The sequence below is a fragment of the Streptomyces sp. NPDC028368 genome (assembly GCF_055565615.1).
Map to the genome: position 1 here is coordinate 255263 of NZ_JBVHTY010000004.1, position 25554 is coordinate 280816.

Genomic DNA, 25554 nt, shown 5'->3' on the forward strand with positions numbered 1-25554 from the left:
GACCAATGTTCGGTGAGACCGAACAGGTGGCATCGGTACTCGGCGAGGCACACCCGCGCGTGCGGGTCGGACGTGCCGCCCGACGTAATCGTGGCGTGGTCTTCGAAACGCGTGCCGGTCGACGCGAACCGCCGAGGGCCGTGGTGGTGATGTCTTCGACAAGCTTGGAGATGTCGGGGACGTGCTTGCCGAGCGCAGTCGCTGTGCCAAGGGTGGGAGCGGTGCCGGAGTGGGCGGATGCGGTGACGGGGACGGTGCCGTAGAAGGCGGCGATGGCTGCGGCGGGCTCGGATCGGTGGCGCTGGTTCGAGCACGCCGCGATGTTCGTTCCGGGGGATGGGCGTAACAATTCCTGGGCGTCTCCCCGCGATCCAGAACCCGCGTGACGTGAAGAGCGCCCCTAGCCGCCCCTGACCGATCTCCGGGAAGTGCCGTCATCGCCGCGGTCTGCGGGACGGGGTGCCGGCAGCCGGGACCGGCCGACCGCGGCAATCGGTTTCACACGTGCCCCGGAAGGGCGTGGGCGAACCGGTGGGGGCAGCCGGGTCGGGTAAAGAAAGACCTCAGTAACCTCGGCTCTTCCGAGGCCAACCAGCAACTCGACGGGGGACCCTCCCGTGGGCGCCAACTCCCTCCGCGCAGGCCTCGTTTCGCGTCGGCCGTGGCGGAGCCGATCGGGGGCGCGCATGGGTTGCGTCAAAGCGGCGACTGCGGGGCTCGCCTCATGACCCGCCTGGCGTAGCGTTCGGCTGCGGGCGTGTTTCGTGCACGTTAACTGGGCGCCCGTTCCTCGCCGTTGACAGGGGCTTCATGTGACGACCTCGCGTCAGTGCGTACCACCGTCCATACCTTCCTCCGCGCTCGACGGGCCGGTTGCCGTCGAGGCAGAGGGTCTGGTGCACCAACTCGCGGCCGAGGGACACCTCTTGGCCGACGCCGCCGGCCGGCGGGTCAGGGAGATTGCGGACGAGCTGGTTGCGACGGGCACCTACCGGCAGAGCGCGCAGGAGCTACTGCTGGGCACTCGAATCGCCTGGCGGAACAACCCCCAGTGCATCGGCAAGTTCTACTGGAAGGGACTGGAGATCCGGGACTGCCGTGAGATCGGTGCCGACGGAGGTGACGAGAGCGCCCTGGCCGAAGCCCTCGTGGACCATCTCCGGCTGGCCTGGAACGGCGGCAGGGTCCGCCTGCTCCTGAGCGTCTTCGCTCCGAGCCGTCCCGATCGGCCCGGCCCCCGGGTCTGGAACGGTCAGCTCATCCGCTACGCCGGTTACCGGCAGCACGACGGGTCCGTCGTGGGCGACCCCGAGACGGTGGATCTCACCGAGGCGGTCTTACGGCTCGGCTGGCGCGGTCGGGGCACCGAGTACGACGTCCTGCCCCTGGTCATCCAGTGGCCGGGGCGCGAACCCCGGTGGTTCGACCTGCCGCCGGACGCGGTCCCCGAGGTGCGCATCAGCCACCCCGACTACCCGTGGTGCGAACGGCTCGGCCTTCGCTGGCACGCCTTTCCCACCATCTCCAACCAGGTCCTGGAACTGGGCGGCCTGCGCTACACCCTGGCACCGTTCAGCGCCTGGTACACCTGCACCGAGATCGGCGCCCGCAACCTCTCCGACACCAACCGCTACGACAAGCTCCCCGAGGTGGCCCGAGGGATGGGCCTGGACACCGGACGGGACCGCACCCTGTGGCGTGACCGGGCGCTGATCGAACTGACCGCAGCCGTGTTGCACTCCTTCGACCAGGCCGGAGTCTCCATCGTCGACCACCACTTCGCCACCAAGCAGTTCGTGCGGCACGAGGAGCGTGAGCGCAAGAGCGGTCGCGGCTGCCCGGCCGACTGGTCGGCCATCGTGCCGGCCACCAGCGGGTCGACCACGCCGGTCTGGCAGCGCCGGTACGAGCCCACCAGGGAGCGTCCCAACTTCTCGCCCCACCCGGTGCCCTGGCCGTCCGGTGGCGCCGAGGGCTGAACGGATGCCGCTCAGCTCGTTCGTGGTGCCGGCCGGAGCGGTCCTCAACATCTGCGGCAGCGGCGTCTATGCGCTGCGAACGCTGCGCGGATCGGTCCGGCCCAACCCCGTCACCTGGCTGTTCTGGGCCCTCGCACCCGGCGTGGCGTTCACGGCCCAAGTCGCCCGCCACGTCGGCCTGCCCGCCCTCACCACCCTCAGCGTGGGCCTCGGTCCGCTGCTGGTCGTCCTGTGCGCCCTGCGCCGCCCGGGATTCCGCGGCACCCGGCCTACCTTGGCCGAACTCGCACGGTCTACGCCCTGATGGCTCTCAGTGCGGCGCTGACCCTTGTCACGCTGCCCGCCTGGACCTTCACCGCCGCCGGCTTCTCCTGCTATCTGCTGACGTTCTGCGGCACCCTGCTGGTCCTGCTGTGCCGGCGGTCGGACCCGTCCGGCGTTGGTGCACACCCGCTCTGACCTTCATTGGCGCCGTTCGATGGCGGTCACCTCGGGGCCCCGGCTGCCAGCAGCCGCACTGGGCCCTCGACCTGTACGAGTTCCCAGTCGCGCGGGCAGGCCAGCCTTTTTTCGACAGGGTGAACGGGAGCCAGTGGGGCATCGAGATTGGGAGCCACTGCTTCGGCAATGGGACTGAGAGCCACCCTGCCTGACGGCGGGTGACATGCCGCTGATGGCGTAATAGGGGCTTTGGGCTGTTTGGTGGGGTCACGCTGTGCTGCGTTGATCACGGTCGTGTCAGGAGCCCGTGGGTGTACAGGTCGCGTGAGTGGATCTTTGAGCGGATCCGCCGTGACCGCCGGTTGGATCCGACGGTCTCGGGGCGGGTTTTGGCTCAGCGGTACAAGGTGTCGAGGAACACGGCGATCGCCGAGGCGGGCATGTCGGTGCGCTACACCACCACCTCCGCGCTGGTGAACGAACTCGCCGAGGCCGACGCCGCCCGCCGGCTGTCCTCCGTGATCGCCCGCTACAGCAAGGTCGATCTGCTCTGCCTGGACGAGTTCGGCTACCTGAACCTGGACAAGAAGGGCGCGAGGCTGCTGTTCCAGATCTTCACCGAACGCGAAGAATGCAAGGCCACCGCGGTGGCCACCAACTCCCCGTTCGCAGAATGGGACAAGATCTTCGCCGACCCGAGGCTCTGCGCGGCCATCGCCGACAGGATCACCTTCCGCTGCACCCTGATCCAGACCGGCACCGAGTCCTACCGGTTCCAGGCCACCGGATCCGAACGCCAGGCAAGCCCCGGCCGGTGAACGAGATTCTCCCCGTCGACACGCACAAGCCTGGATCAGCGAGAGACTCACCCAGTTCCGCCGAATACTCACCGGCACCCTCGGCCCCCACCTCCAACTGTTCAACAACAGCACCTGGGCCGAATACCTCACCGCCCAAGTGCGGGCGATCGAATCCAACCTGGAGATGGCCTCCAGGCCCGGGGCGCACTGAACCGCCCGTCACCTGCCGAGGAGATCCTCGATCGCCTGGAGTACGGCATCTGGACGGCGAAAGTGGAACGTGGCGTGCCCAGCGCCGTCCACGAGACGGATCTCGCCGCGTGGAACTGACGCGGCCATTGCCGTGTAGAGCTTCCGCTTGCCGTCGATCTCCTCACGCATCAGCGATTCGGGGGTGCCCTGGGAGGCAGCCGCTTTGAAGGAATCGACCGCCATGGAGGACAGAACGATCAACGGCACGTCGGGCAGGGGCCCGGCGTCTCGCATCTCGGCATAGAGCTCGTTCACGTTCTTGGCCTCCTGGAAGCCGACGCGCATCCAGCCCGGGCTGACGTGCTGGTCGATGAGGAGGTCGCGAAGCTCCTGCGGCCAGTCGGCCAGCTCCTGGGCGAACAGACCGCGGTAGAGCTGCATGACTTCGTCGGGCAACTCGTCGGGCATCGCCTGGTCGGGATCCCATGCCTCCCACTGATCGACCAGTTGCTGAGGCATGTGGGCGTTGTAGTCCTCATGCGCGGGATCGAGCAGGACCAGGGCGGCCACCTCGTCCGGAAAGCGTGTCGCGTAGTGGCGGGCGTACAGGCCGCCGAGGGAGTGGCCGACCAGCAGGTAGGGCGCCGGAACGCTAGCGGCCCGAAGCAGTCGACGCAGCTCGTCGGTCACCTCGGCGGAGCTGCGGGGCAGTCCGACTCTGCTGCTCCAGCCCGTTCCAGCCCGGTCGTAGACCACGCTCGTGGTGAGCTGGGCGGCTCGCTCGTGGACGTTCCAGTAGTCGAGGCCGACCGTGCCGCCGCCGGCGAGGAACACCACGGACGGGCTCCCACTGCCAGAACGGTGCAGGTAAAGCCTGCGGCCTTCTATCTCGTGGTACTGCCCGAGCGGAGGCGCCGTCTCGGCTGTCTCGACGGATCGGGCTCCGGAAGGTTGGTCTGCCATTGCTGATTCCCCTGCTGCCGAACTGTGCTTTCCCAGTTTTGGAAGTGCTTTCCCAGTTTTGGAAACGGTACCAGATGTGGGATCGTTGTCCTGTGGACACCTTGGAGCTTCTCCTGCACCCGGTGAGGGTGCGCATCGTGCACGCCATGTCCGGCGGGCGCACTCGCACCACCGCCGACCTGTGCGCGGGCCTACCTGATGTCCCCAAGACCACCCTGTACCGGCACGTCGGCCTGCTGGCCGAGGCAGGAGTGCTCGAAGTCGTCAGCGAGCAGCGGGTTCATGGCGCCGTCGAACGCCTCTACCGCTTGCGTCGCGAGCGGGCAACGATCGATGCCGATGCTGCGGCGTCGATGTCGCTGGAAGACCACCGTCACGGGTTCACTGCGGCCCTGGCCGCGTTGCACGCCGAATTCAACGCCTACCTCGACCGGAATCATGCCGACCCGACCGCCGACTCAGTGGGCTACATCCAGGTCCCGCTCTGGCTCAGCAAGGACGAACTCGCCGAACTCATCGGCGAGGTGAGCAGCGCCATCGTGTCCAGGATGGAAAACAAACCCGCGCCGGATCGCAACCTTCACCTGCTGAGCCCAATCTTGTTCCCGATGGAGGAACGACCACATCAGGGCTGACAGAGAGGGCCCTTGGTCGGCTAAGCCGCTCTGCGCCACGGGAAACGATCACACTGCGGATGGGAAGCGATCTTCAACCCCTTCCCGACACCGCAGGTCATCCCCACTCGTGAACACCCGACGCAGCGGGACCTGGTCGCCGATGCCCACCGCACCGGCATCGTAAATCTCCAGGGCCTGGCCCTGCTCACCGACCTGCACAAAGCACTGCTGGTCGAACACGGCCGCACCCCGCCCGGCAACATGCCGCAGTGGACCGTCCCCAGCGCCTCCGTCCTGCCCGGCGAGCTGATCTGTGATGCCCTGGACCGGCTGTGCTCCCAGCACCTGCGCATCGACCCCATCGCTTGCCCGGTCAGCTTCCTCGGCGACATCGTCGTCGACGAACTCGACGTCGTTCAGTACGTGTTCGCACCTAACATCAGCAGCCTCGGGCACCAGATCGCTGGCATCGGGGCCGATGTCGGACCGCACCGCTGGTGGAACACCCGGGACGGCCACGCGGTGAACCTCGCCCCCGGCACCGCCAGGCCCTGGGCTCCGTCTATCTCCTGCCACCGGCCAGAGCTCTCACATAACGGAGCCGGGCCCACCTGAACCGCACCTGTCAGGGACACGGGGCAAGAGGGCCCGGGACCGCCAAGCTATCGGTTCACGACCACATCACTACCGCGGACACTCCCGCTCATCCCGGCACAGCCGGATGTCACCCGATAGGGGTGGCTCCCATTCTCGTTGCCGATCATGGACCTCTGTCGTGCTCCATCCCCGCCGTCAACGGAGCAACGTGGCTCTCGATCTCGTTGCCCCACTGGCTCTACTTCACCCTGTCAAAGACAGCCAGCCCCTTTGGGTCCGTGTCGCGGATCCGCAGCCCGTCCCCGGCGCGGCTCAACTCGGGCCGCAGGTGGGCACCGACGCGATGCGGCAGGGTGGAGCGCACGATCTCCCACCGGTCGGCGAGTACCCGGCCGACAGACACCTCGCAGTCCAGCAGCGCGGCGGCGTCCGCGCGGCGGCCGCAGCCGCGGACCTGTTCGACGAGCGGGACCAGCGGTGCGGGGAGTGGTGCGGACCGGTCCCGGGCGTAGCCGAACCAGGAGCCCACCCGGACCAGCACGCCCGTGCGGCCCTCCGCCGGATCCGCGAGAAGAGCGGCCACAGGGCAGCCCGTTGGTCGCTCGACGAGCTTCCAGTGCTCCAAGTAGTCCTCGTGCAGGCCCTCCTCGACCAGCACGCCGTCCTTCCAGTGCAGGGTGCCTGCGTCGGGAAGTGGCGCCGGCGGGTGCAGATCGATCCGGCGGACCCAGCTGAACGCGTTGGCATCCTCCTCCAACGTGCCGGCGAACGCCTTCTGCGCGCACAGCGCCAGCAACTGCGGGCGGTCCAAGTCGTCCCAGCACATCCCCTTGACAGTCTTCTCGAGACCGGGCGGCTGGCGCAGATCCCCGAACAGCGACGGACCCTGGACTCAAGTCGTGACGGTGTCACGGTCCGTCGATCCGTCCGCCTCGCGGGCGAGCTTTCGTCGCCAGACGCCGTACAGATCCGCGGTGGTGGGGCGGAACCTGGACATCAGCACTCCTTACCTGGAGAGGATGGAGACGGGCCGGGAACGCATCCAGCGGACCACGCTACGCAGAGAGTGCGGGGCGACCCCGGCAGGACAGGCGGCCCGGGAGTGCGTGAGGCGGGAAGCGGCCGCGCACTTCGAGAAGTGACGCCTGCTCCCGAGACGCGTCAGTGTCGGGTTGGGCAGGTTTGCCACCCGCCGCCGCTATCCGCGCACAGTGAGCCGGTCTTGCCTGATCGACGGCAGGGCGACGTTGAGGATGGTGGCGTCGAGGCTGACCAGCAGGACGCTCAGGCAGCAGACGGCCAGCACCAACGGCCGTCGGCCGCGGCCGGGTTCTCGCACGAGACACTCCCCTTCGGACAGCCCTTAGTGGTTCGGCCGGTCGGTGGCGTGGGCGTGGGCGTCGGCGAAGTCCCGTACCAGGGGGAGGAGTTGCTCGGGACTCTCGATCTGGGGCATGTGACCGGTGCGGTGGAGGAGCTCGAACCGGGCCTCGGGGATGGCTGCCGCGTAGGCGCGTCCGTACTCGGCGTCCACGACCTGGTCGCTCTCACCCCACACGACGAGAGTCGGGTGCATGATCTTGGCGAGGTGGTCACGGAGGGCGGGGTTGGCCATGGCGTGCGGCCCGGAGTAGATCTCCAGGGCGGCGCGGTTGGTGGCCATGACCGCGCGGGCGGCCTCGGGGAGGGCGACGGGGTCGACGGCGAACTTCGCGGGGTCGTGGAAGGCGAGCCGGGACAGTTCGGCGGGGGTGAGACAGGAGGCGTCGGCGATCGGGTGACCGGGGACCTGGATGCCGACGGCGTTGACGAGGACGACGCTGCTGATCCGGTCGCTGCCGAGCAGGGCAAGTTCGGCGGCGATCCAGCCGCCTATGGAGTTGCCGACGACGGTGACGTCCGTAAGGCCGAGTTCGTCGAGCAGTCGCGCATAGGTCCGGGCGAGTGTGGGGACGTCGGTCAGCCAGTCGGGCCGGGCGGTGCCGCCGAAGCCGGGGTGGACGGGCGTGATGACCCTGGCCTGCTGTTGGTCGGCGAGCAGCCCGGCGAACGGCGCGACCGTCTGCGGACCGCCGCCGCCGTGCAGCAGCAGGATGGGGCGGCCCTGGCCCCGGTCGTCGACGGTGACGTCGAGGTCGCCGGAGGGGAGGGAGAGGGAGTGGACGGTGCTGCTCATGGGGTTTCTCCTTGGATGAGTGGCCGTCAGGCGAAGTCGGTGGCGGGAACGGTGGCGTAGCGGCTCATGACCCTGACGGTCGACTCGGCGGTCAGCTCCTCACCGCCGGCGATCATGTCGCGCAGGTCGCGGAAGTACTGCACGTACAGGTCGGGAGTGAAGGTGTTGAGCATTACCGCCGGCTCGTCGCCGAGGTTGGCGAAGGTGTGCGGGGCGCCGGGCGGGATCATCGCGAGCGTCCCGGCCGGGGCGGCATGGGTGGTCTCCCCGATGGTGAAGTGCACGGTGCCGGAGACGACGTAGAAGCCCTCGTCGTGCTGGGCGTGACGGTGCTGCGGCGGGCCTTCGGTGTGTGGGGCGAGCGTGATCTCGCCGATCCCGATCCGGTGCCCGGTCGTGCTCCCGTCCTCAAGGATGCGGATCTGCGCCGGGCCCAAGCGGATCGTCTCGCCGCCGTCCGGACCGACCACGGAAACCTTGTTCATCAAATCTCCTTCGTGAGAGTTCGCTCTCATGAATGTAGAAGGATGACTCTCTTCGTGCAAGTGGACTCTCATGATGAGATTCCACCGTGCTAAAGTGGGTCCCGGCAGAGTGAGAGGAAGGGCGACGCGCTGATGGCAACGGAGCAGGCCGGCACAGGCCGCAGCAACCAGAAGAAGCGCACTCGTACGGCGATCGTCGAGGCCGCCCGCGAGCTCATCGGCACGGGCGCCGAGGTGACCATGCCCGCGATCGCCCGCGCGGCCCTGGTCTCCGAGGCCACCGCCTACCGCTACTTCCCCGACCTCCCCTCGCTGATCAGTGAGGCTCTCGCCGGCGTATGGCCCACCCCCGCGGACGCGCTGCGCCCGGTCGCGGACTCCGTCGACCCCGTCGAACGCATCGCCTTCGCCTGCGAGTTCCTGCTCCGCGGGATACTGGCCCGCCAGGGCGCGGTGCGTGCCATGATCGCGGCCACCATCACCCGGCCCGAGACGGCGACCGCCCGCCCCGGCATCCGCTTCGGGCTCATCGACGAGGCACTGGCGCCCGTCGAAGGCATGCTGCGGGCGGTGGACTCCGCAGCCTTCGCGCAGCTCAAGCGGGACCTTGCCGTGACGGTCGGCGCGGAAGCCCTCTTCTGCCTCACGGACCTGTGCGGGCTCGGCCCCGACGAGGCTGTCGCCAGCGCCGTGCGTACGGCGACCACGCTGACCGACGCCGCGGTGCGCAAGGCCGCCGAGCGCTGAGGCGCAGCCGGGGGAGTGAACGGCGCGTATCAGAGAGTCGGCAGCGTGACGGACCTGCCTGGGCGGGCATCGTTACGGGACCTGCCTGGGGAGGATGAACTACCCGGAATTGGTGTCGGTGCGGGCGAAAATACCCTCCAGCATTCCGGTGGCCTGCCCGACCTCGATCAGGTAGCCATCAGGATCGCGCAGGTAGCAGCGGACCTCGGCACGCCGGTCGATCGGCGGAGTCAGGAACTCCGCTCCTTTCGCGCTCCATTGGGCGTAGCAGGCCTCGATATCGGCGACGCGCAGGTTCATGAAGCTGGAGACGGTGTGCGGTTCGCTGGGCGGGACCAGCGTCACGTCGGGCTTGTCCGGGGTCGGGCCGCCGCCCGGATTCATGATGATCCAACTGTTGGCGAGCTTTACGATGCAAGGGTTCTCGTCCAGGACGACCTGCCCGCCCATCACCTCGCTGTAGAAGCGGCGCGAACGCGCCACATCACGCACCGTCAAGAAATGCGTCATCAGAAGCCCCTCACTCGGGGCTGGAATACCGTCGTTGACCATCTCCAGCCTCTCTCCGCCGACCGCGACACTCAGTGAGCCCCGTGGCGGCGCTTCCCTCGTGGACGGCCTCCGCCTTCCATGTCATCGCGCCACGGCGCCCGCTGCAACCCGTGGGTGCCCGGCCGGAGCCCGGACGGCCTTTCCGCCTGCTCGGGGGATGTATGGCACCTGCTGCCACTGACGGGACCGGTGAGCGCCTGCCGGGCGGGACGGGGCCAGGCGGGTGACGATGGAACCGGACCCATCTGACCGTGCTCTTTCCTGGAGGAGGCAGACGGCATGACATACCCCTCCGATTCCGCAGGCACCGGCCCTCCGCGCGGCACCGGCCCTCCGCACGGCACCGAGCCCGGAGATGTATCCCCGGCCGGGGGCCTGGGCGCCCTGGCGAACATGGGCTGGCAATTCCTGCTCACCATGGGCCTGGCTGCGATCGCCCTGGGCGTCGTTGTCCTGTCCTGGCCCAGCCAGACCCTGCGGGTCGTCGGTGTGCTCTTCGGCATCTACTTGCTGGCCACGGGTGTCTTTCAGCTGGCCGCTGCCTTTGGCACACACGTCCCTCGGCATCTGCGGGTGTTGCATTTCGTCGCGGGCGCGCTCTTCATCCTGCTGGGCCTGGTCTGCTTCCGGGGCACTCTGGAATCGATTCTGTTGCTCGCGCTGTGGATCGGCTTCGGCTGGCTGCTGCGCGGCATCATGGTGACCGCCACGGCGGCCTCCGCCGAGGACATCCCGGCGCGCGGCTGGCAGCTCTTCTCGGGGATCATCACCACTCTGGCAGGCATCGTGCTGATCGTGTCGCCCTTCAGCTCGATCGCCGCGCTGACCTTGGTGGTGGGCATCATGGCCATCGTCGTGGGCGCTGTCGAGGTCTTCCACGCCATCAAGATGCGCGTCGAAATCGGCCGCCTCACCCAGGGCACAGCCACCAAGCGGCGGCCCGTGTTCCACTCCCGCCCCCACCCCCAGCACTGATCACGGGGCGTGCTGCCACCCAGGCAGCGAAGCGTTTTCCGCCGGGAATTACGGCCCTGCCGAGCTTGCCGACTTGGTGTGCGCAGCCGTCGAGGCACAGAGCACGGTGGGACGGCCGGCCGCCGGACGCTGACCGAGCCCCGCTCTTCGGTCGGGTGGCCCCGATCACGACGCGGGCTCGGCCACAGCGCGCTCATCGGGCCGTTGGCTTCGTACACGGCCGTGCGGCAGAGGGAGGTGCCGAAGGAGCTCAGCCAGCAGCCTCCCGAGGAACGGCGTTTGCCGGCGGCTGGGGGTCGTCGGCCCGCAGCAGGCAGGCATCCATGATCCAGCCGTGACGCTCCCGGGCCGCGGCACGCAACTCCGTTACCCGGTCAGCGACTTCGGCCAGCGGGCCGGAGACGAGCAGTTCCTCAGGCGTGCCGACATAGGCGCCCCAGTACATCCACCAGCCCTCCTCCCGGTGCGCGGTGAGGGCCGCGCCGACATCGAGCATCACGGCGACGTCCTCGCCCCCGGCAAGTCCGGACCCGGCGATGTGCCGGCCGGGGGCGATCCGGACCGGCCTGCCGAGCCGGGTCAGCGTCGTACGGTGGCGGGCGGCCAGCACCGAGAGGCTGCTCACCCCGGGAATCACGTCGTACGTGAAGGACATCGCACCCCGGTCGGCAACCTCCTCCAGCGTGTCGATCGTGCTGTCGTAGAGAGCGGGATCGCCCCACACCAGGAAAGCGCCGGTCCGGCCCGGCGCCAGCTCGTCCCGGATGAGCCGTTCGTACAGGGCGGCGCGGCGGTGACGCCAGTCGACGACCTGTTCCCGATAGCCGGCCGGGCTCGCGGGGGAGCGGTCACGTCGCGGGTCCTCGGCCTCGACCACCCGGTGCCCGGGGCCGGCGTGTTCGGCCACCAGATCCCTGCGCAGCTGGGTCAGCTCGGACGCCCGCGCGCCCTTGTCCAGCAGGAAGAACACGTCGCAGGCCCGCATCGCCCGAACGGCGGCCAGCGTCACATGCTCCGGATCCCCCGAGCCGATCCCGATCACCAGGACCCGCCTCAAGCCCTCCCCGCTCATGAGGACACCGCCCCGGACGGCGCCTTCGCGCACACCGCCGGACCGGGGCGGCCGGGCGCGGGGCCGCCGTCCCGGCTGTCCGCGCCGGCCTCCCCCTCCCCGCCGGTCTCTCCCGGGTGCATGACCTGGACGTCGCGCAGCAGACTGTCCACCACGTCGTCCAGGTCGAGGCGCTTCTCCACTGAACGCAGGTCGGTCAGTCCGGCCCGGAGGGAGACCCGGGGTGGTGCGAGGAGCTTGCAGCAGTCCTCGTCCGGCAGTACGGAGATCTCCGCGGTGCCGATGGACCGGGCTTCGTCGATGATCTCTTGCTTCTCCCAGCCGATCAGCGGCCGTAGCACCGGCAGGGTGGCGGCGTCGTCGACGGCGGCCAGGTTCGCCAGGGTCTGGCTGGCCACCTGTCCCAGGCTGTCACCCGTCACCAGGGCCTCCGCTCGGGTCCGGCCCGCCAGCGCGGAAGCGGCGCGGACCATCAGCCGTCGCTGCGCGACGACCTGGAGCCTGCCGGCCCCTGCGATGGCCAGTTGCTTCTGGGCGTGGCCGAGGGCGATGACGTGCAGCCGCCCGCCGGGCTGGTAGCGGTTGAGTTCACGGGCGAGGGCGTAAGCCTTGTAGACGGAAGCGGCGTTCGTGTACGGAGCGCCGGTGAAGTGGACGAAGTCGCAGCGCAGTCCGCGACGCATCGCCCGGTAGGCCGCCACGGGTGAGTCGTACCCGCCGGAGAGCAGCACCAGAGCGCGTCCGCTGGAACCGACGGGGAGTCCGCCAGGTCCCTGGTGACGGGTCCAGGAGACGTAGCTCTCCTTGCGGTCGATCTCGACCGATAGCCGTACGTCCGGGCTGGAGAGATTCACCGGCAGAGGACCCAGGGCCTCCCGGACGCGTGCCCCGAGAAAGCGCTCGAACTGCGACGAGGTCATCTCGAAACTCTTGTCCCGGCGCTTGACCCGCACGGCGAAACTGATTCCGGGGCGCTCGGCACGGGCGTCGGCGAGCGCGTCCACGGCTGCCTCGGTGATGTCCGCCACGGCACTTGGGACGCGCAGGGCGGGCTCCACCGAGTTGAACCCGATCACCCGTCGGGCGCGCTCCACTAGGACATCCAGGGGGACCTCGCCGCCGAGCACGGTGACGTTCTGGCCGGACTTGATCCACGTGGAGCCGCCGATGTCCCGCAGGGCGCGGCGGAGGTTGTCGTGCAGCCGCTCGGTGAACAGGTGCCGGTTGCGGCCCTTGAGGAAGACCTCGCCATGCTTGAGCAGGACACAGGGCCCGCTCGGGTGGGGCGTTCCGGGGGAAGGGACGGAGGGAACGCTCGGTTCGCCGGGCACGAAACTCTCCTTCGCGAGTCGTCGTGAGGACCGGCGCCGGGCCGCGAACGGGATGCGGGCCCGCCCCGCGCACCAAGGGCACGGTGGCGTGAAACGCACCACTCGCTCAGCGGTCCCGCTACCGGGTCGCCATGGGATACGTGCGTGGTGATCGCACCCCGCACGAGCAGTGGCAGGTCTTCGGACTCGTGGGCACATCCCGAAGGACGGGACACCTACTGGCCGTCGCTTCCCAGGTCACCTGCGTACCCAGTGCTTGATGACGGCGGTCGTTCCCACTCACCGCTGCGAGGCAGTCCCGGACTCCCACCGGGTTCCCTCTTACGACACCACGCCTGGCGGACGGGGCGAACCAGCTGCGGGTCCAGGGTAGACAATGCGGCGCGCGGTCCGTGAACGAGGCGACGGGCGAGGACCCGGGGCACCGGCCTCCGTCCCCGCCTCGGTCGCTGCGTCGGGTGTCAGTGGCGTCCCAGAACCGGAACACCGGCCCCCAGACAACCAGCCGTCGGCGATCCTGAGCCTGGGGTTCGGCCCACAGGGGGCCCAGGACCACGCGACGTTCGGTGGACCAGGCGTTGACGATCAAGCTGTGAAGTTTGTCGGACGGGTTCAGCATGTCCATTGCCGTGTTTACGGCGCGTCGGGCCCGTCCACGTGAGCCGCTTTGGCTGCCGCAGGCGCGTCACCAGCCGTGGTGTCGCCCAGTGACCGAGCTACGTCACCAGCCGACACGGTCGTCAGCGCGGTCGCACCGCTTGCCGCAACCTACCCAACAGGGCCGCCGAGCTGGTGCGCCCCGCGTCGTCGGCCGTGCCGCCCTGCGGCCGGTTGGAACCCCGGCCGGGACTCAGCCGTCTCTCTTCTCGCCGGATACGCCCAGGCCAGTTTCGTCAAGAACATCGGCAGAAGCGATCAAAAAAAGCCATCATTCGATCGATTTTGCAGTGATTCTCGTAGGGATAAGTCAGAAGGCGCTACGTGTCCCCGGCCCAGACCACCGGATGTTGCAGCGTCCCGAGCCCTGAAGGAGAGGTATGCGACCGTTCGCTCTGAGCTACGCCCGTCCGCTGGCTCGGTCGTCGTCCGCCGTGCCGTACACCTACGACGCCACACGGCAGTTGAACGTTCTCCCTGACGGCCGTCCGGCGACGCACAGCAGGGCGGTGCTGCTGGCCACTGGCACCACCGCCTCCACTGCCGGTTCCAAGACCCACTTCGACGACTGATCCGCGATGACCGTCCTGATTCTCACCTGCGAGGAGGACGTGACGGCGGACATGGTGGTGGCGAGGCTGCACGAACTCGGCATCCCGCTCGTCCGCCTCGACCCCGCCGACCTTCCCGGGGAGGTCGCCCTGTCGGCGGAGTACGCCAAGGGCGACTTCGACGGCTACCTCAAGGCGGGCGAACGCGTGGTGAGTTTGAGCAGTCTGCGGTCCGTCTGGGTCCGCCGCCCCGGCATACCCGGAGCACGTGCCCCGGAACCGTCCGCATGGCTCACGGCCGAGTCCGAGCATGCCCTGAACGGTGTGCTCGACTGCACCCGGGCACACTGGATGAACCATCCCGTCGCGGCCGCACGAGCACGCCGCAAGCCCTGGCAACTGCGCGCCGCCCACCACAGCGGATTCCCCGTGCCCCCCACAGTGATCACCTCGTTCCCGGCGGTCGCCCGGCAGTTCGCCAGAACGCATCAGGATGTCGTGGTGAAATCGTTGTCCGGCGGGCACTCCACCGATCCGCCGATGGTGCTGCCGACCACGCGCATCAGCCCGGATGTGGACTTCTCCGGGGTGGCGGCCGGTCCGACCCTGCTCCAACTGCATATCCCCAAGCGGGCCGATATCCGGCTCACCTGCGTCGGAGGGCAGCTCTTCGCCGCCCGCAGGAAGGCCGACCCCGAAGAGGTGGACAGCCGCTTCAGCGAGGGCGGTCTCTGGGAGCCGGCCGAGGTGCCGGACCGCGTCCGAGACGCGGTGGACGCCTATATGCGTCATGCCCAACTCTCCTACGGGGCCTTCGACTTCGCCGAGGATGCCGACCGGACGTGGTGGTTCCTGGAGTGCAACCAGGGCGGCCAGTTCGGCTTCGTCCAGCTCGACACCGACCAGCCCATCGCTCAGGCGGTGGCCGCCTGGCTCGCAGCCGAGCCCTCCGCCCGTTGAGGCGGGCTCGTCGCGGACCTTGCCGAGTTGGCGTTCGGCGAGGGGCGAGGGGCGATCGGGACGGATTCCACGACAGGGAGAGACGATTGCGCGCCGGCGCGGAATGACTCTCCGCTGAGCACGGGCGGCGGCTCGATTGTCAGTGGCTGGCGCTACGGTGCACAGCATGGAAGCAAAGGCCTTGGAACGAAAGCTGCGTGAGCGCCCAGGCGACGAAGCCTCGTGGGATGCCTACGGCGGCTGGTTGTCGGAGCAGGGCGATGTCCGGGGCGAGTTGATACGTCTGGGACAGCGCCACGCGCATGCCAGGCCCGCCGACCGGGATGAACTCAAGCGCCGGATCGATCTGCTGGTGGAGGAGCACCAGAAGAACTGGGACGCGGAGCTGCCACCTGAGGTGACCGTCCCGGTGCGCCTGCACGGGTTCGCCCGGAAGGTCGCCGTCGAATGGTCCGAACAGGCGCCCACGCTGATCGGACTGGCCTTGCGGGGCCGCTTCGTGACCGGGTTGTGTATCCGGCCGAGCGATGAAGCGGAGGAGGCGGACGAGGACTACTACAACGACGAGCCCGACTTCGACGAGAACGACATGCCCCTGCTGCCGCCGCCCCACGAGGCCGGCTTCCTGGCGGACCTCGACTTCGGGGGGCTGACCGAGCTCAGCCTCGCGTACTTCCGCATCGGCGATCCCGGCGCCGAGGCCCTCGCCGCCGCGACCTCGAACGGGCGGATCGAGACGCTCGATCTGCGCTATTGCGGCATCGGCGATGCGGGCCTGGCCGCCCTCGGCACGTCCCCCAACTTCCGCAACGTCCGGAGCCTGCACCTTCAGCGCAACCGGCTCACCGCCCAGGGCGTGCGCGCGCTGGCGCCTTTCGAGCGGCTCGAGGAGCTCGACCTCCGTTACAACCGGATCGGCGCGGACGGGGCGCAGGCCCTGACCGAGGCGCCGTTCGTCGGCTCGCTCAAGCGCCTGCTGCTCTACCGCGAGGACGTCTCCGACGCCGGCGTGCAGATACTGGCGCACGCCCCGCAGCTTCCGACGGCCCTGCGCAGCTTCTGGAGGAGCGTGTGAGCATCGAACTCCGCGACCGTTTCTTTGCTCTGTCGACCGGCCAGGCTCCCGCCAACGAGGTTGCCCGGTACCGCGCCGAGGTCGACGCGACCGACACCGAGCCCGCCGCGACGCTGGACGGACTCGCGATCTCCTGGCACCCCACCACGCGCTTCAAGGCGGTGCGCTTCGTCGATGCCGAGCGCATCGACGATGGCGTGCGAGGGCAGTTCGCGCGGCCCAGTGAGCGGGCGCCCCATCTGGCCGCCGTCTTCGTCGACCCACGTGAGCTCTCGTTCCGTACCTTCGAGAACATCGTGCCGCTCGACCGCTGGTTCGCAGGCGGCCAGGACACCCCGCTGGAGCTCGAGCTCACCGAACCCGTGGAGCTCACAAAGGACGCATACGCGTCCACGTTGCGGCTCCCGGACGCCGACCGCGCCCGCCTCGAAGGCCTCGACGCGCTGAACCTCTACGTCCCTCCGCTGAACGCCGCCACCCGCGGCGGCGAACGCTTCATCTTCCACTCGGCACTGCTCGCCGAGGCACTCACCAAAGCGGTGGCCAAGGCGATGCCGGAGCCACTGCTCGACGGCTTCTCACACGTGAACCCCGTGTTCCGCTGCAACCGCTTCGAGCCCGGCGACTCCAACTTCCACCGCCACCGCGACACGCCCTACTACGACGCCGCCCGCGGGCACGTCTCCCGCTACACGGTGCTGCTCTACCTCACCGGCGGCTCGGCAGAGCCCGCTCTCGACCTCACCGGGGGCACGGCGGTCAAGGACATCGAAAGCTTCACCTGCGTCATCTTCGACCAGCGGTACGAGCACGAGGGCGCGCCCTTCCGCGAGGGCCGTAAGGTCTTCCTGCGCACCGAACTCATCTTCGCCGAGGTTCCCGAGGTCACCCACGACCCCGAGATCGGCGCGCAGTTCAGCAAGGCGTGCTACCTGACCGGCGAGAGCGTCTTCGCCCCAGAGCTCGCCCGCCACGCCGACGCCTACTACAACCAGGTCGCCGCCGCGCACTGGAACGGCCTCACCCGCGACGACCCCGCGCGCGAGCCCTACGTCCACAAGCAGTTCCGCGGCGTGCATTTCGTCGCGAATGGCTACGACTTCTGGTTCGGCAAGAGCGACAAGCTCTCGCTCGCCGAGTGTGCCGCGATCACGCTGCTCGACTACTTCAACTGCAAGCTCGCCGAGACGGCCTTCCGTGACCTGTGCGAATCGGCGGTGATCGAAGCCGAGGACGACGCATGGATCCCTGCTTTCCTCAAGTGCAAGGGCGAAGCCAAGGGCAGTGCCGGCGCATCGGCCGTGGCGCCGTTCGACAAGTCCACTCTCTTCCCCGAGTCGGAGCTGACGGACAACGTCTGCTGTCCGTTCCACGACCTTGGTCGGTTCGACCCCACGCGCTTCGACGAGATCGTCGACCTGAACGAGCGTGCGCAGAGCTTCGCGAAGGCGCACATCATGCCGGCGCCGATTCTGATGCTCGGAGAGGATGTGGTTCTCGATCCGGAGAAGTTCGTGATCCGGGGCAACCAGATCCACGTGCTGGGCAAGGAGTCGCTCACCCCCGTGAACTTCGCCGCATGCTGGAACGCCGGCGGAGTCCCGGGCAATTACATCGACGTGGCGGCCACCGTCGGCGCGGCTCACTTCCTCGTCCCGCCGATCGTCTTCTCCGAGACGGACGACTGCTACCACCTGCAGTTCGACTTCTTCCGCAACACCTGGATGGTGAAGCACCAGCAGGCGACCGTCCCCGTTCCCAAGATCAGCTCGCTCGCCGAGCTGGATCTCGATGAACTGGAAGAGGGCGCGAGCGAACCCTGGATGGACGCCGTCGATCCCTCGCTGGTCGACGGCAGCTCGGGCAAGCGGCCGACTCCGTGGTGGGCAGATAGCTCGCCCCTGGTCGACGAGCTCTACGACTATCTCAGCGACTATGAGTACGAGCACTACGACGAAGACGAAGACGAAGACGAAGATGAAGACGAGGAGGGGGGCGAGAGCGGCGCCTGAGAGACGCCGCCGGGCGGCGCGTCGCCGCGGGCGAGGGACTCGGTCGCTCGCGCGGAGGTTTCACCGCCAAGCTGCATCTGAGCGCGGACGGGACTTGTCGGCCCTTGTCCTTGACCATCCCCCCGGGACAGCGAGTTGACCGCACACAGTTCGAGCCGGTCATGAACAAGATCCGCGTTCCACGGACCGGCCTGGACCGGCCTGGTCCGTCCCCGTCGGCGCCTCGCGGTAATGGTGCACCTCGTCTCCTGGACCCCGGCGAACGGCTACGGCTTCGGCTTCGACGAGGACGTCGTACGCGTCCCGTCTGCGGTGGACCACCTGGACGGCATCGCCGTGGCCGGTGCCGGAGACGCTTGCCCTCCACGGCGATCTGATCACTGATGGGCTGGTGCGTTGAGGCGTCGCAGTGCGGTGTGTGTGGGTGGCTCCAGGTGGGCTTGCCTCCAGGGCGGCACCGGATGGCTGCCTCTCCGACGAGGATTCTGCTGAGGGCCCGCACACCGCCCATCCGCGAGCCCGGCTCAAGGTCGAGGATTCCGGGGATTCGACAGCAATGTGGCGTGACCGGAAGGTAGAGAGGATCGTTGCTGATCACAACTGAATATCAACGGCCGGATACACACGGCGCGATGGCATCATTCTGGCCAGTCGCGGGCAGTGCGGTTCGACCGCTCGAGTGGATCAGCTGACAATCCGGAGAACCGATGAACGCTCACCCTGTCACTCAGTCGCGCGCAGATGGTCCGGCGTTCGATGACACGGAAGTGCCGCGTTACTACGCACGCAAGACCCAGGACATACTTCACAAGTACGGTCCAGGGCCCCGGGTCCACTTCCATGTGGGCCTGTTCGATCCGGCAGGCAAGCTCAACACGACCGTCTCCCAGCGGGTGCTCAAGGGCCGGATCATCAGCGCCCAGGAGGCGATTCTCGACCGCGCCGCGCGCACCTGGGCGGACGGCCAGTCATCTCCTGCGCACTTGCTCGACATCGGTTGCGGGCTGGGCGGCGGCAGCCTCTACTGGGCGCAAGAACATGGCGCGAAGGTCACGGGTCTCACCGTCGTGAACGACCATATACCGGTCATCAGGGAACTCGCCCGGCAGGCAGGTGTTTCCGGCCGCGTCGCCCCTCGCGTCGGCGACATCCACGACATGACCCTCGAGCGCCGCTACGACGCCGCCTACGCCATCGAAAGCTCCGGCTATATGGACCGCCAGCGGCTGTTTCAGGTCGTGGCGAGGGCGCTGCGGCCCGGGGGTTGGTTCGGCATCCAGGAGCACTTCATCTGCCGTCCCGAATGGATCGACTGGATCGACGGCTACTACAAGACGCGGCTCGGCACCCTCACCGAGTACATCCGCGCTGCTGAGACCGCAGGCTTCGAGCTGGAGCAGGATGAGGACGTCACGGACGGCGTCAGCGAGTTCTGGCTACAGTCCATGGCCTGGAACACGGCCGAACTGTCCCGTCTGGAACAGGGCGGCGAACGGGCATCCTGGTCTCAGGAGAGGCTGCAACAGAGCGCCCTCGCCCACGGCAAACTCTTCCGCATCTGGCGCGACCACGCCGTGGAAACCCGCCTGCTGCATTTCCGGCTCGGAGGCAGCTGACCGTGATCGCCGAACACGGCCACGCTTCACGAATCGGCTGGCAACTCCCCCCGTTCTTCTGCCCCTTCGCCTCCACCTGCCACCCCAAGGCAGCGGAGATCGAGCAGCACGCCACGGAATGGATCGATACCTTCGGGATCTACCCCGACGCCACCGAACGCGCCTGGGGCCTGGCCACGCACAGCGCCGACTTCTCCTGCAGGATCATCCCCAACGGCAACATCGACCACGTGCTGACGTTCACATTGTGGAATTACTGGGCGAACGCCGTTGACGACTGGCAGGACTCCGGACCGGCCGCCACCAGTACCGCGTCGATCACCGACCACGGCGCCCGACTTGCCCGGGCCCTGGAGATGCCCGGCTGCGCCCTCCTTCCCCCGGGGCCCCTTACCTCGGCGCTGGATGATCTGGTGCAGAGGACACACGACCTGCTCACGCCATTTCAGCTGCGCAGGTTCGCAGAGGGAGCAAGGGACTGGTTGATCGGGGCGGGCTGGCGCACGGCTCAGGCTGAGCGCGGCCGCATGCCCGGCCTCACTGATTACGCCGGTCTTGGCGCTCTCGCGAACGGCACCCGGTTCAGCCTCACATGGGCCGACTCCGCGAACGGGATCGACCTGCCGCCGGACACCCTCTACGCGGCCCCGGTGCAGGCTGTGACCGACGCGGCGGGGTGGATCGTCGCCGCCGACAACGATCTCTTCTCCTACAACAAGGACGACGATCAAGTGCCATGGGAGCAGAACTTGATCAACGTATTGGCCCACGAGCGAGGATGCGTCCCCAGAGAGGCAGTCACTGAGGCAGTCGCCCTGCGGGACCGGGTGATGACCCTCTTTCTCCGTCTGCGCGCACAGCTCGCTCGGGGGGCGGACGAGCGGCTTCAGCGATACCTCGATTCCCTGCAGAGCTATATCGCCGGCAGCATCGCGTGGCAGAACGTCGCTCCCCGCTACGCGAGCCCCCGCAACCGCAACGCCTGGCCGGTGGAGGGGGCGACATTCGATGTGGTCTGGAGCGATTCCCCGAGCGATCCGAGCATCGCGCCGCCCGCCGTGCCGTCCTTGAACTGGTGGTGGCAGCAGCTGGAGCAGTGACCAGCCGGCGACGGCTCGGCGCACCTGGCGCCTGGGCCGAGCAGGGCAAAGGGCCCGCAGCGATGTGCTGCGGGCCCTCATAGCGGGGCTAGCGCCGGCGGAGCAGGCGGCTCAGCCACGACCACCGTGAAGGCCGCGGCCGGACTGTCGCCGGCTGAACAGCCTCCTCCGGCGGAGCGAGCGGCGGCAGCGGATCGGGCTGGGGTCGCGCAGCGGTGGCGGCGACAGACCTGGGCGCGAACCGCACCGGTAGCTGTACGAGGTGCTGGGACATCAGCGTGCCCCGGCGCTCCAGCTCGAAGTCGTGCACAGTCAGCTCGATGTCGGGCAAGCGTGCCAACAGGGCCTCGATGCCGGTGTCGGCGATGGCCCGACCGATGTCCTGGCCTGGGCATTCGTGGGCGCCCGCGCTGAATGCCAAGTGGGAACGGTTTCCGTGGACCGGCGCGTTCAGGTCCGGCCGGACCGCGGGATCGACGTTGCCCGCGGCGAGGGACAACAGGAGCATGTCACCACGCTTGATCTCCTGCCCGCCCAGCTTGGTGTCTGCCGTGGCCCAGCGGCCCAAGACGGTGTTGATGGGAGTCTGATCCCACAGCACCTGCTCCAGAGCCTCCGCCAGCGTCATGCGGCCACCCGAGAGGTTCGCGCGAAAGCGAGGATCGGTGAGGACCATCCGCAGGGTGTTCGCGATCAGGTTCGCGGTGGTTGCGTACGCTGCGACCAGGACCACTCGTACGTGCGCCAGAACCTCGACATCTGTCAGCTCGGCGGGGTGGTCGAGCAGCCAGGACGTGAGGTCGTACCCACGACTGGCCTTCTTGCTCTCCACCAGCTGATACAGCATCTTCGTGACGTACTCATCGCTTTCGAGGGCGGTCTCCGTGCCCTCCAGCATGTCAGGCACTGCCCGAACGAGCCTGGGACCGTGTTCCTCCGGAGCACCGATCAGCTGCGTCATCACCAGCATCGGCAGCTGACTGGAGAACTCCGCCACGAGATCGGCCTGGCCGTTGGAGGCGAAGGCATCGATGAGCTGGTGGGCGAACCGGGTGACGTACCGGCGAATCCCGCGCCGGTCGAAGCGCTGCAGGGACTCGAGCACCGCGCCCCTCAGCCGCTCGAAGACCGGGCCGTCATTGAAATTGATCACCGGCCACCAGGTCACCATCGGCGCGAGTGCGTACTTCTCGGGGACCACCGTCCCGTCCTGCACAGCGCCCCATTCGCGGGGGTCGCGAGAGAACCGGCTAGGGCTTCGGGCTACCTCCAGATTCTCTCGGTGGCCCAGGACGAGCCAGGCCGGCTGATCGTCATGCACCAGCACGGGCGCCACCGCGCCGTGCTTGGCGCGCAGTTCTTCGTACAGGGCCATGGGGTCGTGCTCTGCGGCTGGACCGTAGAGGCGCTGCGGACCGTCCTGGCCCAGGCCATGGGCCGGGCACCCGGGCGGCGGGAGGAGGGGAGGCGTGCTCATGAGGACTCCGTTACAACGAGGGAGTGCAGGTAGTGCATGAGGGAAATCAGGACGTCACGGCTGGAGTCGCGATGCCGCGCATCGCACGTCATCAGGGGTACGTGTGAAGGGAGGTCGAGGGCGCTGCGGAGTTCCTGCAGCGAGTGTTCTGGAGCGCCCACAAAGGAGTTCACCGCGACGAGGAAGGGCACGCCGCTCTCTTCCAGGCGGCCCATGACGTCGAAGCTGTCCTCCAGTCGACGGGTGTCCACCAGCACCACCGCGCCGAGAGCGCCTTCGAACAGCCCGTTCCACAGGAACCAGAACCGCTGCTGGCCGGGGGTGCCGAAAAGGTAGAGGACGAGTTCGTCGCTGATGCTGATCCGGCCGAAGTCCATCGCGACGGTGGTGGCCGTCTTGTGTTCCACACCCGCGCGGTCGTCGATTCCGGCGCCGGCCTGGGTCATGGTCTCTTCGGTGGTCAGCGGCCGGATCTCGCTCACCGATCCGACCATGGTCGTTTTGCCGACCCCGAATCCGCCCACGATCACGACCTTGACCGCCGCGGACGCCGTGTGGGGGAGCCGCTCCTCGTTGAGGGGCTCTGCGAGCTCAGAGCTTTTGAAGGCCATGGATCACCTTTTCGATGAGGGCAAGGTCGGGCAGATCCGCCGGCGGTACTGGCGGGCGCGTGAGCACCTGTTGCTCGTCCAGCAGGTCGCTGATCAGGACGGTGACGACACTCACCGGCAGTTCTATGTGGGCGGATATCTCGGCGACCGAGAGCGGAGCCTGACACAGGCTCAGGATCGCTGCATGCTCCGGCTGCATGCCGACCGTGGCGACTGTCCTGGCCACGATCAGCGTGACCAGGTCGAGGTCGTTGGATGCGGAGGAACGGCCACTGGTGATGACGTAGAGGCGCTCCGGACCTTCCTCCGTGCCGTCCTGGTGGGAGTCGCTCACCTTGCCTGCCCGTCACTGCGGGGCGGGCTGGTGATGTGAGCTCCGAGTCGCGCGATCAGGTCCCGCATGCGTTGGCCCATGAGCCCGGCATCCACACCGTCGTCAGCGAGCACCGCGAGGTAGGCCCTCGGGCCGGCCGCCATCAGGTAGAAGAAGCCGCCCTCCATCTCGATGACCACCAGCTGCATTTGGCCCGCCTGGTGCGGGAGCTCGCTGCCGACCGCACTGGCGAGGCTCTGCAAACCAGAGCAAGAAGCGGCCAGCCGCTCGGCCGACTCGGTTGTCCCGCCGTGGTGTCCCATACGCAGTCCGTCTGAGGACAGCACGAGGGCCGTGAGGGTCTGCGGCACGCTCTCCGCGAGGTCCTTGAGCATCCAGTCCAGGCTGGCCGTCTGCTGACTCACAGTTCTCCTCTCGGCTCGGCGGCGTCGTCGCCACCACTACTGCCCTCCGCCGACAGTCCGGTCTTGAACGCGGCCAGCCACTCTCCCGGCGCCCGCTGCCGTCCCTCCGCCGGCCGGGCGTTGCCCGCAGGCGCCTGCGCCTCCGGCACTCGCTCTCTGCGTCGCCGCTGGGGGAGTCCGTTTGCCGTCCGCTCCACCACTTGCGGCGCATCGTCGGCTCGAATCGCCGCCGGTGGCTTCGCCGTCTGGCGAGGCGATACCTGGCCCGGTTGACTCGCTGCCCGCGGACCGGAGAACGTCCCGATACCGTGCGCCACACCGGACGCCTCAGCCGCGCTGGTGATCAGCTGCTGAGGAACCACCAGCACCACCCGCACGCCCCCGTAGGCGGATGTGCGCAGTGAGACCTGCAGACCGAACGCCTGAGCAAGGCGCCCCACCACCGCCAGGCCGAGCCGCGGGGTCTCTCCCAGGTCACTCAGGTCGATGCCCTGCTGCGCCTGTTCAAGGCGCCGCTCGGCCAGGTGCCGGGCCTGCTCACTCATGCCCACACCGCCGTCCTCGATCTCCACCGCGACCCCGGACTGCACCTCCGCGGCCGTGAGATGGACCTTCGTGTGGGGCGGTGAATAGCGCGTCGCGTTGTCCAGCAACTCCGCCAGTACGTGGATGAGCGGCTCGACGGCCGGCCCCACGACGGCGCATTCCGTGCTGGTGCTCAGCTCGACCCGCTCATAGCCCACGATCCGCGACATCGCACCCCGCAGCACGCTGTACAGCGGCACCGGCCGGTTCCACTGTCGGCCGGACCGGGCGCCGCCAAGGACGGCGATGGAGTCGGCGAGCCGGCCGGTGAGCGCGGTGTTGTGGTCGATCCGCAGGAGATCGCCGAAGACGGCGGGGTCCTTGCCGTGCCGGTCTTCCATCTCGCGCAGCTCTCGCGCCTGCTGATGGACGATCGCCTGCATACGCCTGGCCAAGTTCACCAAGGCCCGCTGAGCAGAGTCCCTCAGCCCCTCTTCAGCAGCCACGGCATCGATAACGGTGCGCAGCACCGCCCAGTGGGCCTGCTGGAACTCGGGAGGAAGGCCGCTGTAGGAGCCCGCCCAGCGTGCCGTCAACCAGTTGAGAACCTCCTCCGGAGCCTCATCCAGGCGCAACCGCGTCAGCATCTCCGGCACCAGGCTGTCGGCCAGCCGCGCGGTCGCTTCCTGCTGCCGCACCGACGCAGCCGACTGCGCTCGGCCGGCTCCCTGCAGTTGCGCAACCCGCCGATTCCGACGCACGGCCACGCCGGCGGCGCCGGTTACCGCGCCCACAGCCGTGACGCCGATCCAGACAGCCGCAGTGAACACAGGAGGTTCAACCAAGCATGCCACCGTCACGGCAGCAACCACCGGTATGAGCCACGCATACACCACCACGGACGGCAATCCGGACAGCGACTTCTCCTGGACCATGAGCACCCTCAACCTGTGGGAATAGACGATCGTCCGAAGACCTGCGGGAGCGTATAGGCATATGCGCAAGGAAATTGGCGGAGCGTCAGCTGGACCACCGAGACGGGCGTAGCTTTCTCATTCCGGTGGCGATCCTCGCCTCAAAGGGCGATACTGCGCGCCGCGACGTGGGGGACGGACGGGGCCTTCCCGACTGCAACCGGCCACCTGCCGCACCAGGCCTCGGCGCAGGGCGTACGGGACCGCACGGCTGCAACCCGCCCCTGAACAGGAGAATCTGCGCCCCTGCGCCGGCATGACCACAGCCACGATGCCTACCGTCGGGTCTCCAGCGCGCAGCTCTGCGCAAGCGCGCTCGCGGGCGACGTGT

General features: G+C 68.4%; 27 protein-coding genes and 1 riboswitch. Of the genes, 13 read left to right on the forward strand and 14 right to left on the reverse strand.

The genetic code is table 11. The features are described 5' to 3' along the window. Nucleotides 1-812 precede the first annotated feature (812 nt). From ACZ4S3_RS11080 to ACZ4S3_RS11095, 4 genes are all read left to right on the forward strand, one after another. A complete protein-coding gene (locus ACZ4S3_RS11080) occupies nt 813-1979 on the forward strand; it encodes a nitric oxide synthase oxygenase (RefSeq protein ID WP_467930357.1) in 1167 nt (388 codons plus the stop codon). 4 nt (nt 1980-1983) lie between these two features. After that, entirely contained in the window at nt 1984-2283 is a 300-nt protein-coding gene (locus tag ACZ4S3_RS11085) for a hypothetical protein (RefSeq protein WP_467930360.1), read from the forward strand. Further along, a complete protein-coding gene (locus ACZ4S3_RS11090; RefSeq protein WP_467930364.1) occupies nt 2283-2438 on the forward strand; it encodes a hypothetical protein in 156 nt (51 codons plus the stop codon). Before ACZ4S3_RS11085 ends, ACZ4S3_RS11090 begins: the two co-directional genes overlap by 1 nt. Nucleotides 2439-2731: 293 nt before the next feature. Then, nucleotides 2732-3238, forward strand: a complete 507-nt coding sequence (locus ACZ4S3_RS11095; protein ID WP_467930366.1) for an ATP-binding protein — start codon at nt 2732-2734, stop codon at nt 3236-3238. Between the two features lie 201 nt (nt 3239-3439). Here the strand turns inward: ACZ4S3_RS11095 and ACZ4S3_RS11100 are convergent, their stop codons facing one another. Beyond that, nucleotides 3440-4249: an alpha/beta fold hydrolase gene (locus ACZ4S3_RS11100; RefSeq protein WP_467930372.1), complete on the reverse strand. Its 810-nt coding sequence runs from the start codon at nt 4247-4249 to the stop codon at nt 3440-3442. 218 nt (nt 4250-4467) lie between these two features. Here ACZ4S3_RS11100 and ACZ4S3_RS11105 point away from each other — a divergent pair, with 218 nt between their 5' ends. Further along, nucleotides 4468-5010, forward strand: coding sequence for a helix-turn-helix domain-containing protein (locus ACZ4S3_RS11105; protein ID WP_467930376.1), 543 nt, complete (start codon nt 4468-4470; stop codon nt 5008-5010). 48 nt (nt 5011-5058) lie between these two features. Here ACZ4S3_RS11105 and ACZ4S3_RS11110 read toward each other — a convergent pair whose 3' ends face one another. The 5 genes from ACZ4S3_RS11110 to ACZ4S3_RS11130 all read right to left on the reverse strand — a co-directional run bounded on the left by ACZ4S3_RS11110 (nt 5059) and on the right by ACZ4S3_RS11130 (nt 8250). Beyond that, complete coding sequence (locus ACZ4S3_RS11110; RefSeq protein ID WP_467930378.1) at nt 5059-5484, reverse strand: hypothetical protein; 426 nt, start codon at nt 5482-5484, stop codon at nt 5059-5061. Nucleotides 5485-5827: 343 nt separating this feature from the next. Beyond that, nucleotides 5828-6415, reverse strand: coding sequence for a hypothetical protein (locus ACZ4S3_RS11115; RefSeq protein WP_467930380.1), 588 nt, complete (start codon nt 6413-6415; stop codon nt 5828-5830). Nucleotides 6416-6787: 372 nt separating this feature from the next. Further along, nucleotides 6788-6928, reverse strand: coding sequence for a hypothetical protein (locus ACZ4S3_RS11120; protein WP_467931621.1), 141 nt, complete (start codon nt 6926-6928; stop codon nt 6788-6790). 24 nt (nt 6929-6952) lie between these two features. Beyond that, a complete protein-coding gene (locus tag ACZ4S3_RS11125) occupies nt 6953-7765 on the reverse strand; it encodes an alpha/beta fold hydrolase (RefSeq protein ID WP_467930384.1) in 813 nt (270 codons plus the stop codon). A gap of 26 nt (nt 7766-7791) precedes the next feature. Continuing rightward, entirely contained in the window at nt 7792-8250 is a 459-nt protein-coding gene (locus tag ACZ4S3_RS11130) for a cupin domain-containing protein (RefSeq protein ID WP_467930389.1), read from the reverse strand. A gap of 132 nt (nt 8251-8382) precedes the next feature. On the opposite strand from ACZ4S3_RS11130, the gene ACZ4S3_RS11135 reads away from it, so the two are divergent. Continuing rightward, entirely contained in the window at nt 8383-8997 is a 615-nt protein-coding gene (locus tag ACZ4S3_RS11135; RefSeq protein WP_467930394.1) for a TetR/AcrR family transcriptional regulator, read from the forward strand. A gap of 99 nt (nt 8998-9096) precedes the next feature. Here ACZ4S3_RS11135 and ACZ4S3_RS11140 read toward each other — a convergent pair whose 3' ends face one another. Continuing rightward, nucleotides 9097-9549, reverse strand: coding sequence for a VOC family protein (locus tag ACZ4S3_RS11140; protein ID WP_467930399.1), 453 nt, complete (start codon nt 9547-9549; stop codon nt 9097-9099). 279 nt (nt 9550-9828) lie between these two features. Here ACZ4S3_RS11140 and ACZ4S3_RS11145 point away from each other — a divergent pair, with 279 nt between their 5' ends. Then, on the forward strand, nt 9829-10524 hold the full coding sequence (locus tag ACZ4S3_RS11145) for an HdeD family acid-resistance protein (protein WP_467930404.1): 696 nt from the start codon (nt 9829-9831) through the stop codon (nt 10522-10524). A 250-nt stretch (nt 10525-10774) separates the two neighbouring features. Here ACZ4S3_RS11145 and cobF read toward each other — a convergent pair whose 3' ends face one another. Together cobF and thiI are read right to left on the reverse strand one after the other, a co-directional pair. After that, nucleotides 10775-11596: a precorrin-6A synthase (deacetylating) gene (cobF, locus tag ACZ4S3_RS11150; protein ID WP_467930409.1), complete on the reverse strand. Its 822-nt coding sequence runs from the start codon at nt 11594-11596 to the stop codon at nt 10775-10777. Beyond that, nucleotides 11593-12927, reverse strand: coding sequence for a tRNA uracil 4-sulfurtransferase ThiI (thiI, locus tag ACZ4S3_RS11155; RefSeq protein ID WP_467930411.1), 1335 nt, complete (start codon nt 12925-12927; stop codon nt 11593-11595). The genes cobF and thiI overlap by 4 nt, the downstream gene beginning before the upstream one ends. A gap of 154 nt (nt 12928-13081) precedes the next feature. Continuing rightward, a riboswitch (cobalamin riboswitch) is annotated at nt 13082-13300 on the reverse strand. A 664-nt stretch (nt 13301-13964) separates the two neighbouring features. Here thiI and tgmA point away from each other — a divergent pair. The 6 genes from tgmA (at nt 13965) to ACZ4S3_RS11185 (ending at nt 20898) form a co-directional block, all read left to right on the forward strand. Further along, a complete protein-coding gene (gene tgmA, locus ACZ4S3_RS11160; protein WP_467930415.1) occupies nt 13965-14156 on the forward strand; it encodes a putative ATP-grasp-modified RiPP in 192 nt (63 codons plus the stop codon). Nucleotides 14157-14162: 6 nt separating this feature from the next. After that, nucleotides 14163-15095 (forward strand): ATP-grasp ribosomal peptide maturase, encoded by a 933-nt coding sequence (gene tgmB, locus ACZ4S3_RS11165; protein ID WP_467930419.1) that lies wholly within the window; start codon nt 14163-14165, stop codon nt 15093-15095. Between the two features lie 166 nt (nt 15096-15261). Further along, nucleotides 15262-16170, forward strand: a complete 909-nt coding sequence (locus ACZ4S3_RS11170) for a hypothetical protein (RefSeq protein WP_467930423.1) — start codon at nt 15262-15264, stop codon at nt 16168-16170. Continuing rightward, nucleotides 16167-18182: a hypothetical protein gene (locus ACZ4S3_RS11175; protein WP_467930427.1), complete on the forward strand. Its 2016-nt coding sequence runs from the start codon at nt 16167-16169 to the stop codon at nt 18180-18182. Before ACZ4S3_RS11170 ends, ACZ4S3_RS11175 begins: the two co-directional genes overlap by 4 nt. 707 nt (nt 18183-18889) lie before the next feature. Beyond that, nucleotides 18890-19798 carry an SAM-dependent methyltransferase gene (locus tag ACZ4S3_RS11180; protein ID WP_467930430.1) on the forward strand — a complete coding sequence of 303 codons (909 nt, stop codon included), beginning with the start codon at nt 18890-18892 and terminating at the stop codon, nt 19796-19798. A 2-nt stretch (nt 19799-19800) separates the two neighbouring features. Beyond that, the gene (locus tag ACZ4S3_RS11185; RefSeq protein ID WP_467930435.1) at nt 19801-20898 is read left to right on the forward strand and encodes a terpene synthase family protein; all 1098 of its coding nucleotides are present in this window, start codon (nt 19801-19803) and stop codon (nt 20896-20898) included. A gap of 88 nt (nt 20899-20986) precedes the next feature. Here the strand turns inward: ACZ4S3_RS11185 and ACZ4S3_RS11190 are convergent, their stop codons facing one another. From ACZ4S3_RS11190 to ACZ4S3_RS11210, 5 genes are all read right to left on the reverse strand, one after another. Continuing rightward, nucleotides 20987-22273, reverse strand: a complete 1287-nt coding sequence (locus ACZ4S3_RS11190) for a cytochrome P450 (RefSeq protein WP_467930440.1) — start codon at nt 22271-22273, stop codon at nt 20987-20989. Nucleotides 22274-22371: 98 nt separating this feature from the next. Further along, complete coding sequence (locus tag ACZ4S3_RS11195) at nt 22372-22986, reverse strand: GTP-binding protein (RefSeq protein WP_467930444.1); 615 nt, start codon at nt 22984-22986, stop codon at nt 22372-22374. Next, on the reverse strand, nt 22967-23320 hold the full coding sequence (locus ACZ4S3_RS11200; protein WP_467930448.1) for a DUF742 domain-containing protein: 354 nt from the start codon (nt 23318-23320) through the stop codon (nt 22967-22969). The genes ACZ4S3_RS11195 and ACZ4S3_RS11200 overlap by 20 nt, the downstream gene beginning before the upstream one ends. Further along, the gene (locus ACZ4S3_RS11205; protein ID WP_467931540.1) at nt 23317-23703 is read right to left on the reverse strand and encodes a roadblock/LC7 domain-containing protein; all 387 of its coding nucleotides are present in this window, start codon (nt 23701-23703) and stop codon (nt 23317-23319) included. Before ACZ4S3_RS11205 ends, ACZ4S3_RS11200 begins: the two co-directional genes overlap by 4 nt. A gap of 17 nt (nt 23704-23720) precedes the next feature. Further along, on the reverse strand, nt 23721-25184 hold the full coding sequence (locus tag ACZ4S3_RS11210; RefSeq protein ID WP_467930451.1) for a sensor histidine kinase: 1464 nt from the start codon (nt 25182-25184) through the stop codon (nt 23721-23723). Nucleotides 25185-25554 lie beyond the last annotated feature (370 nt).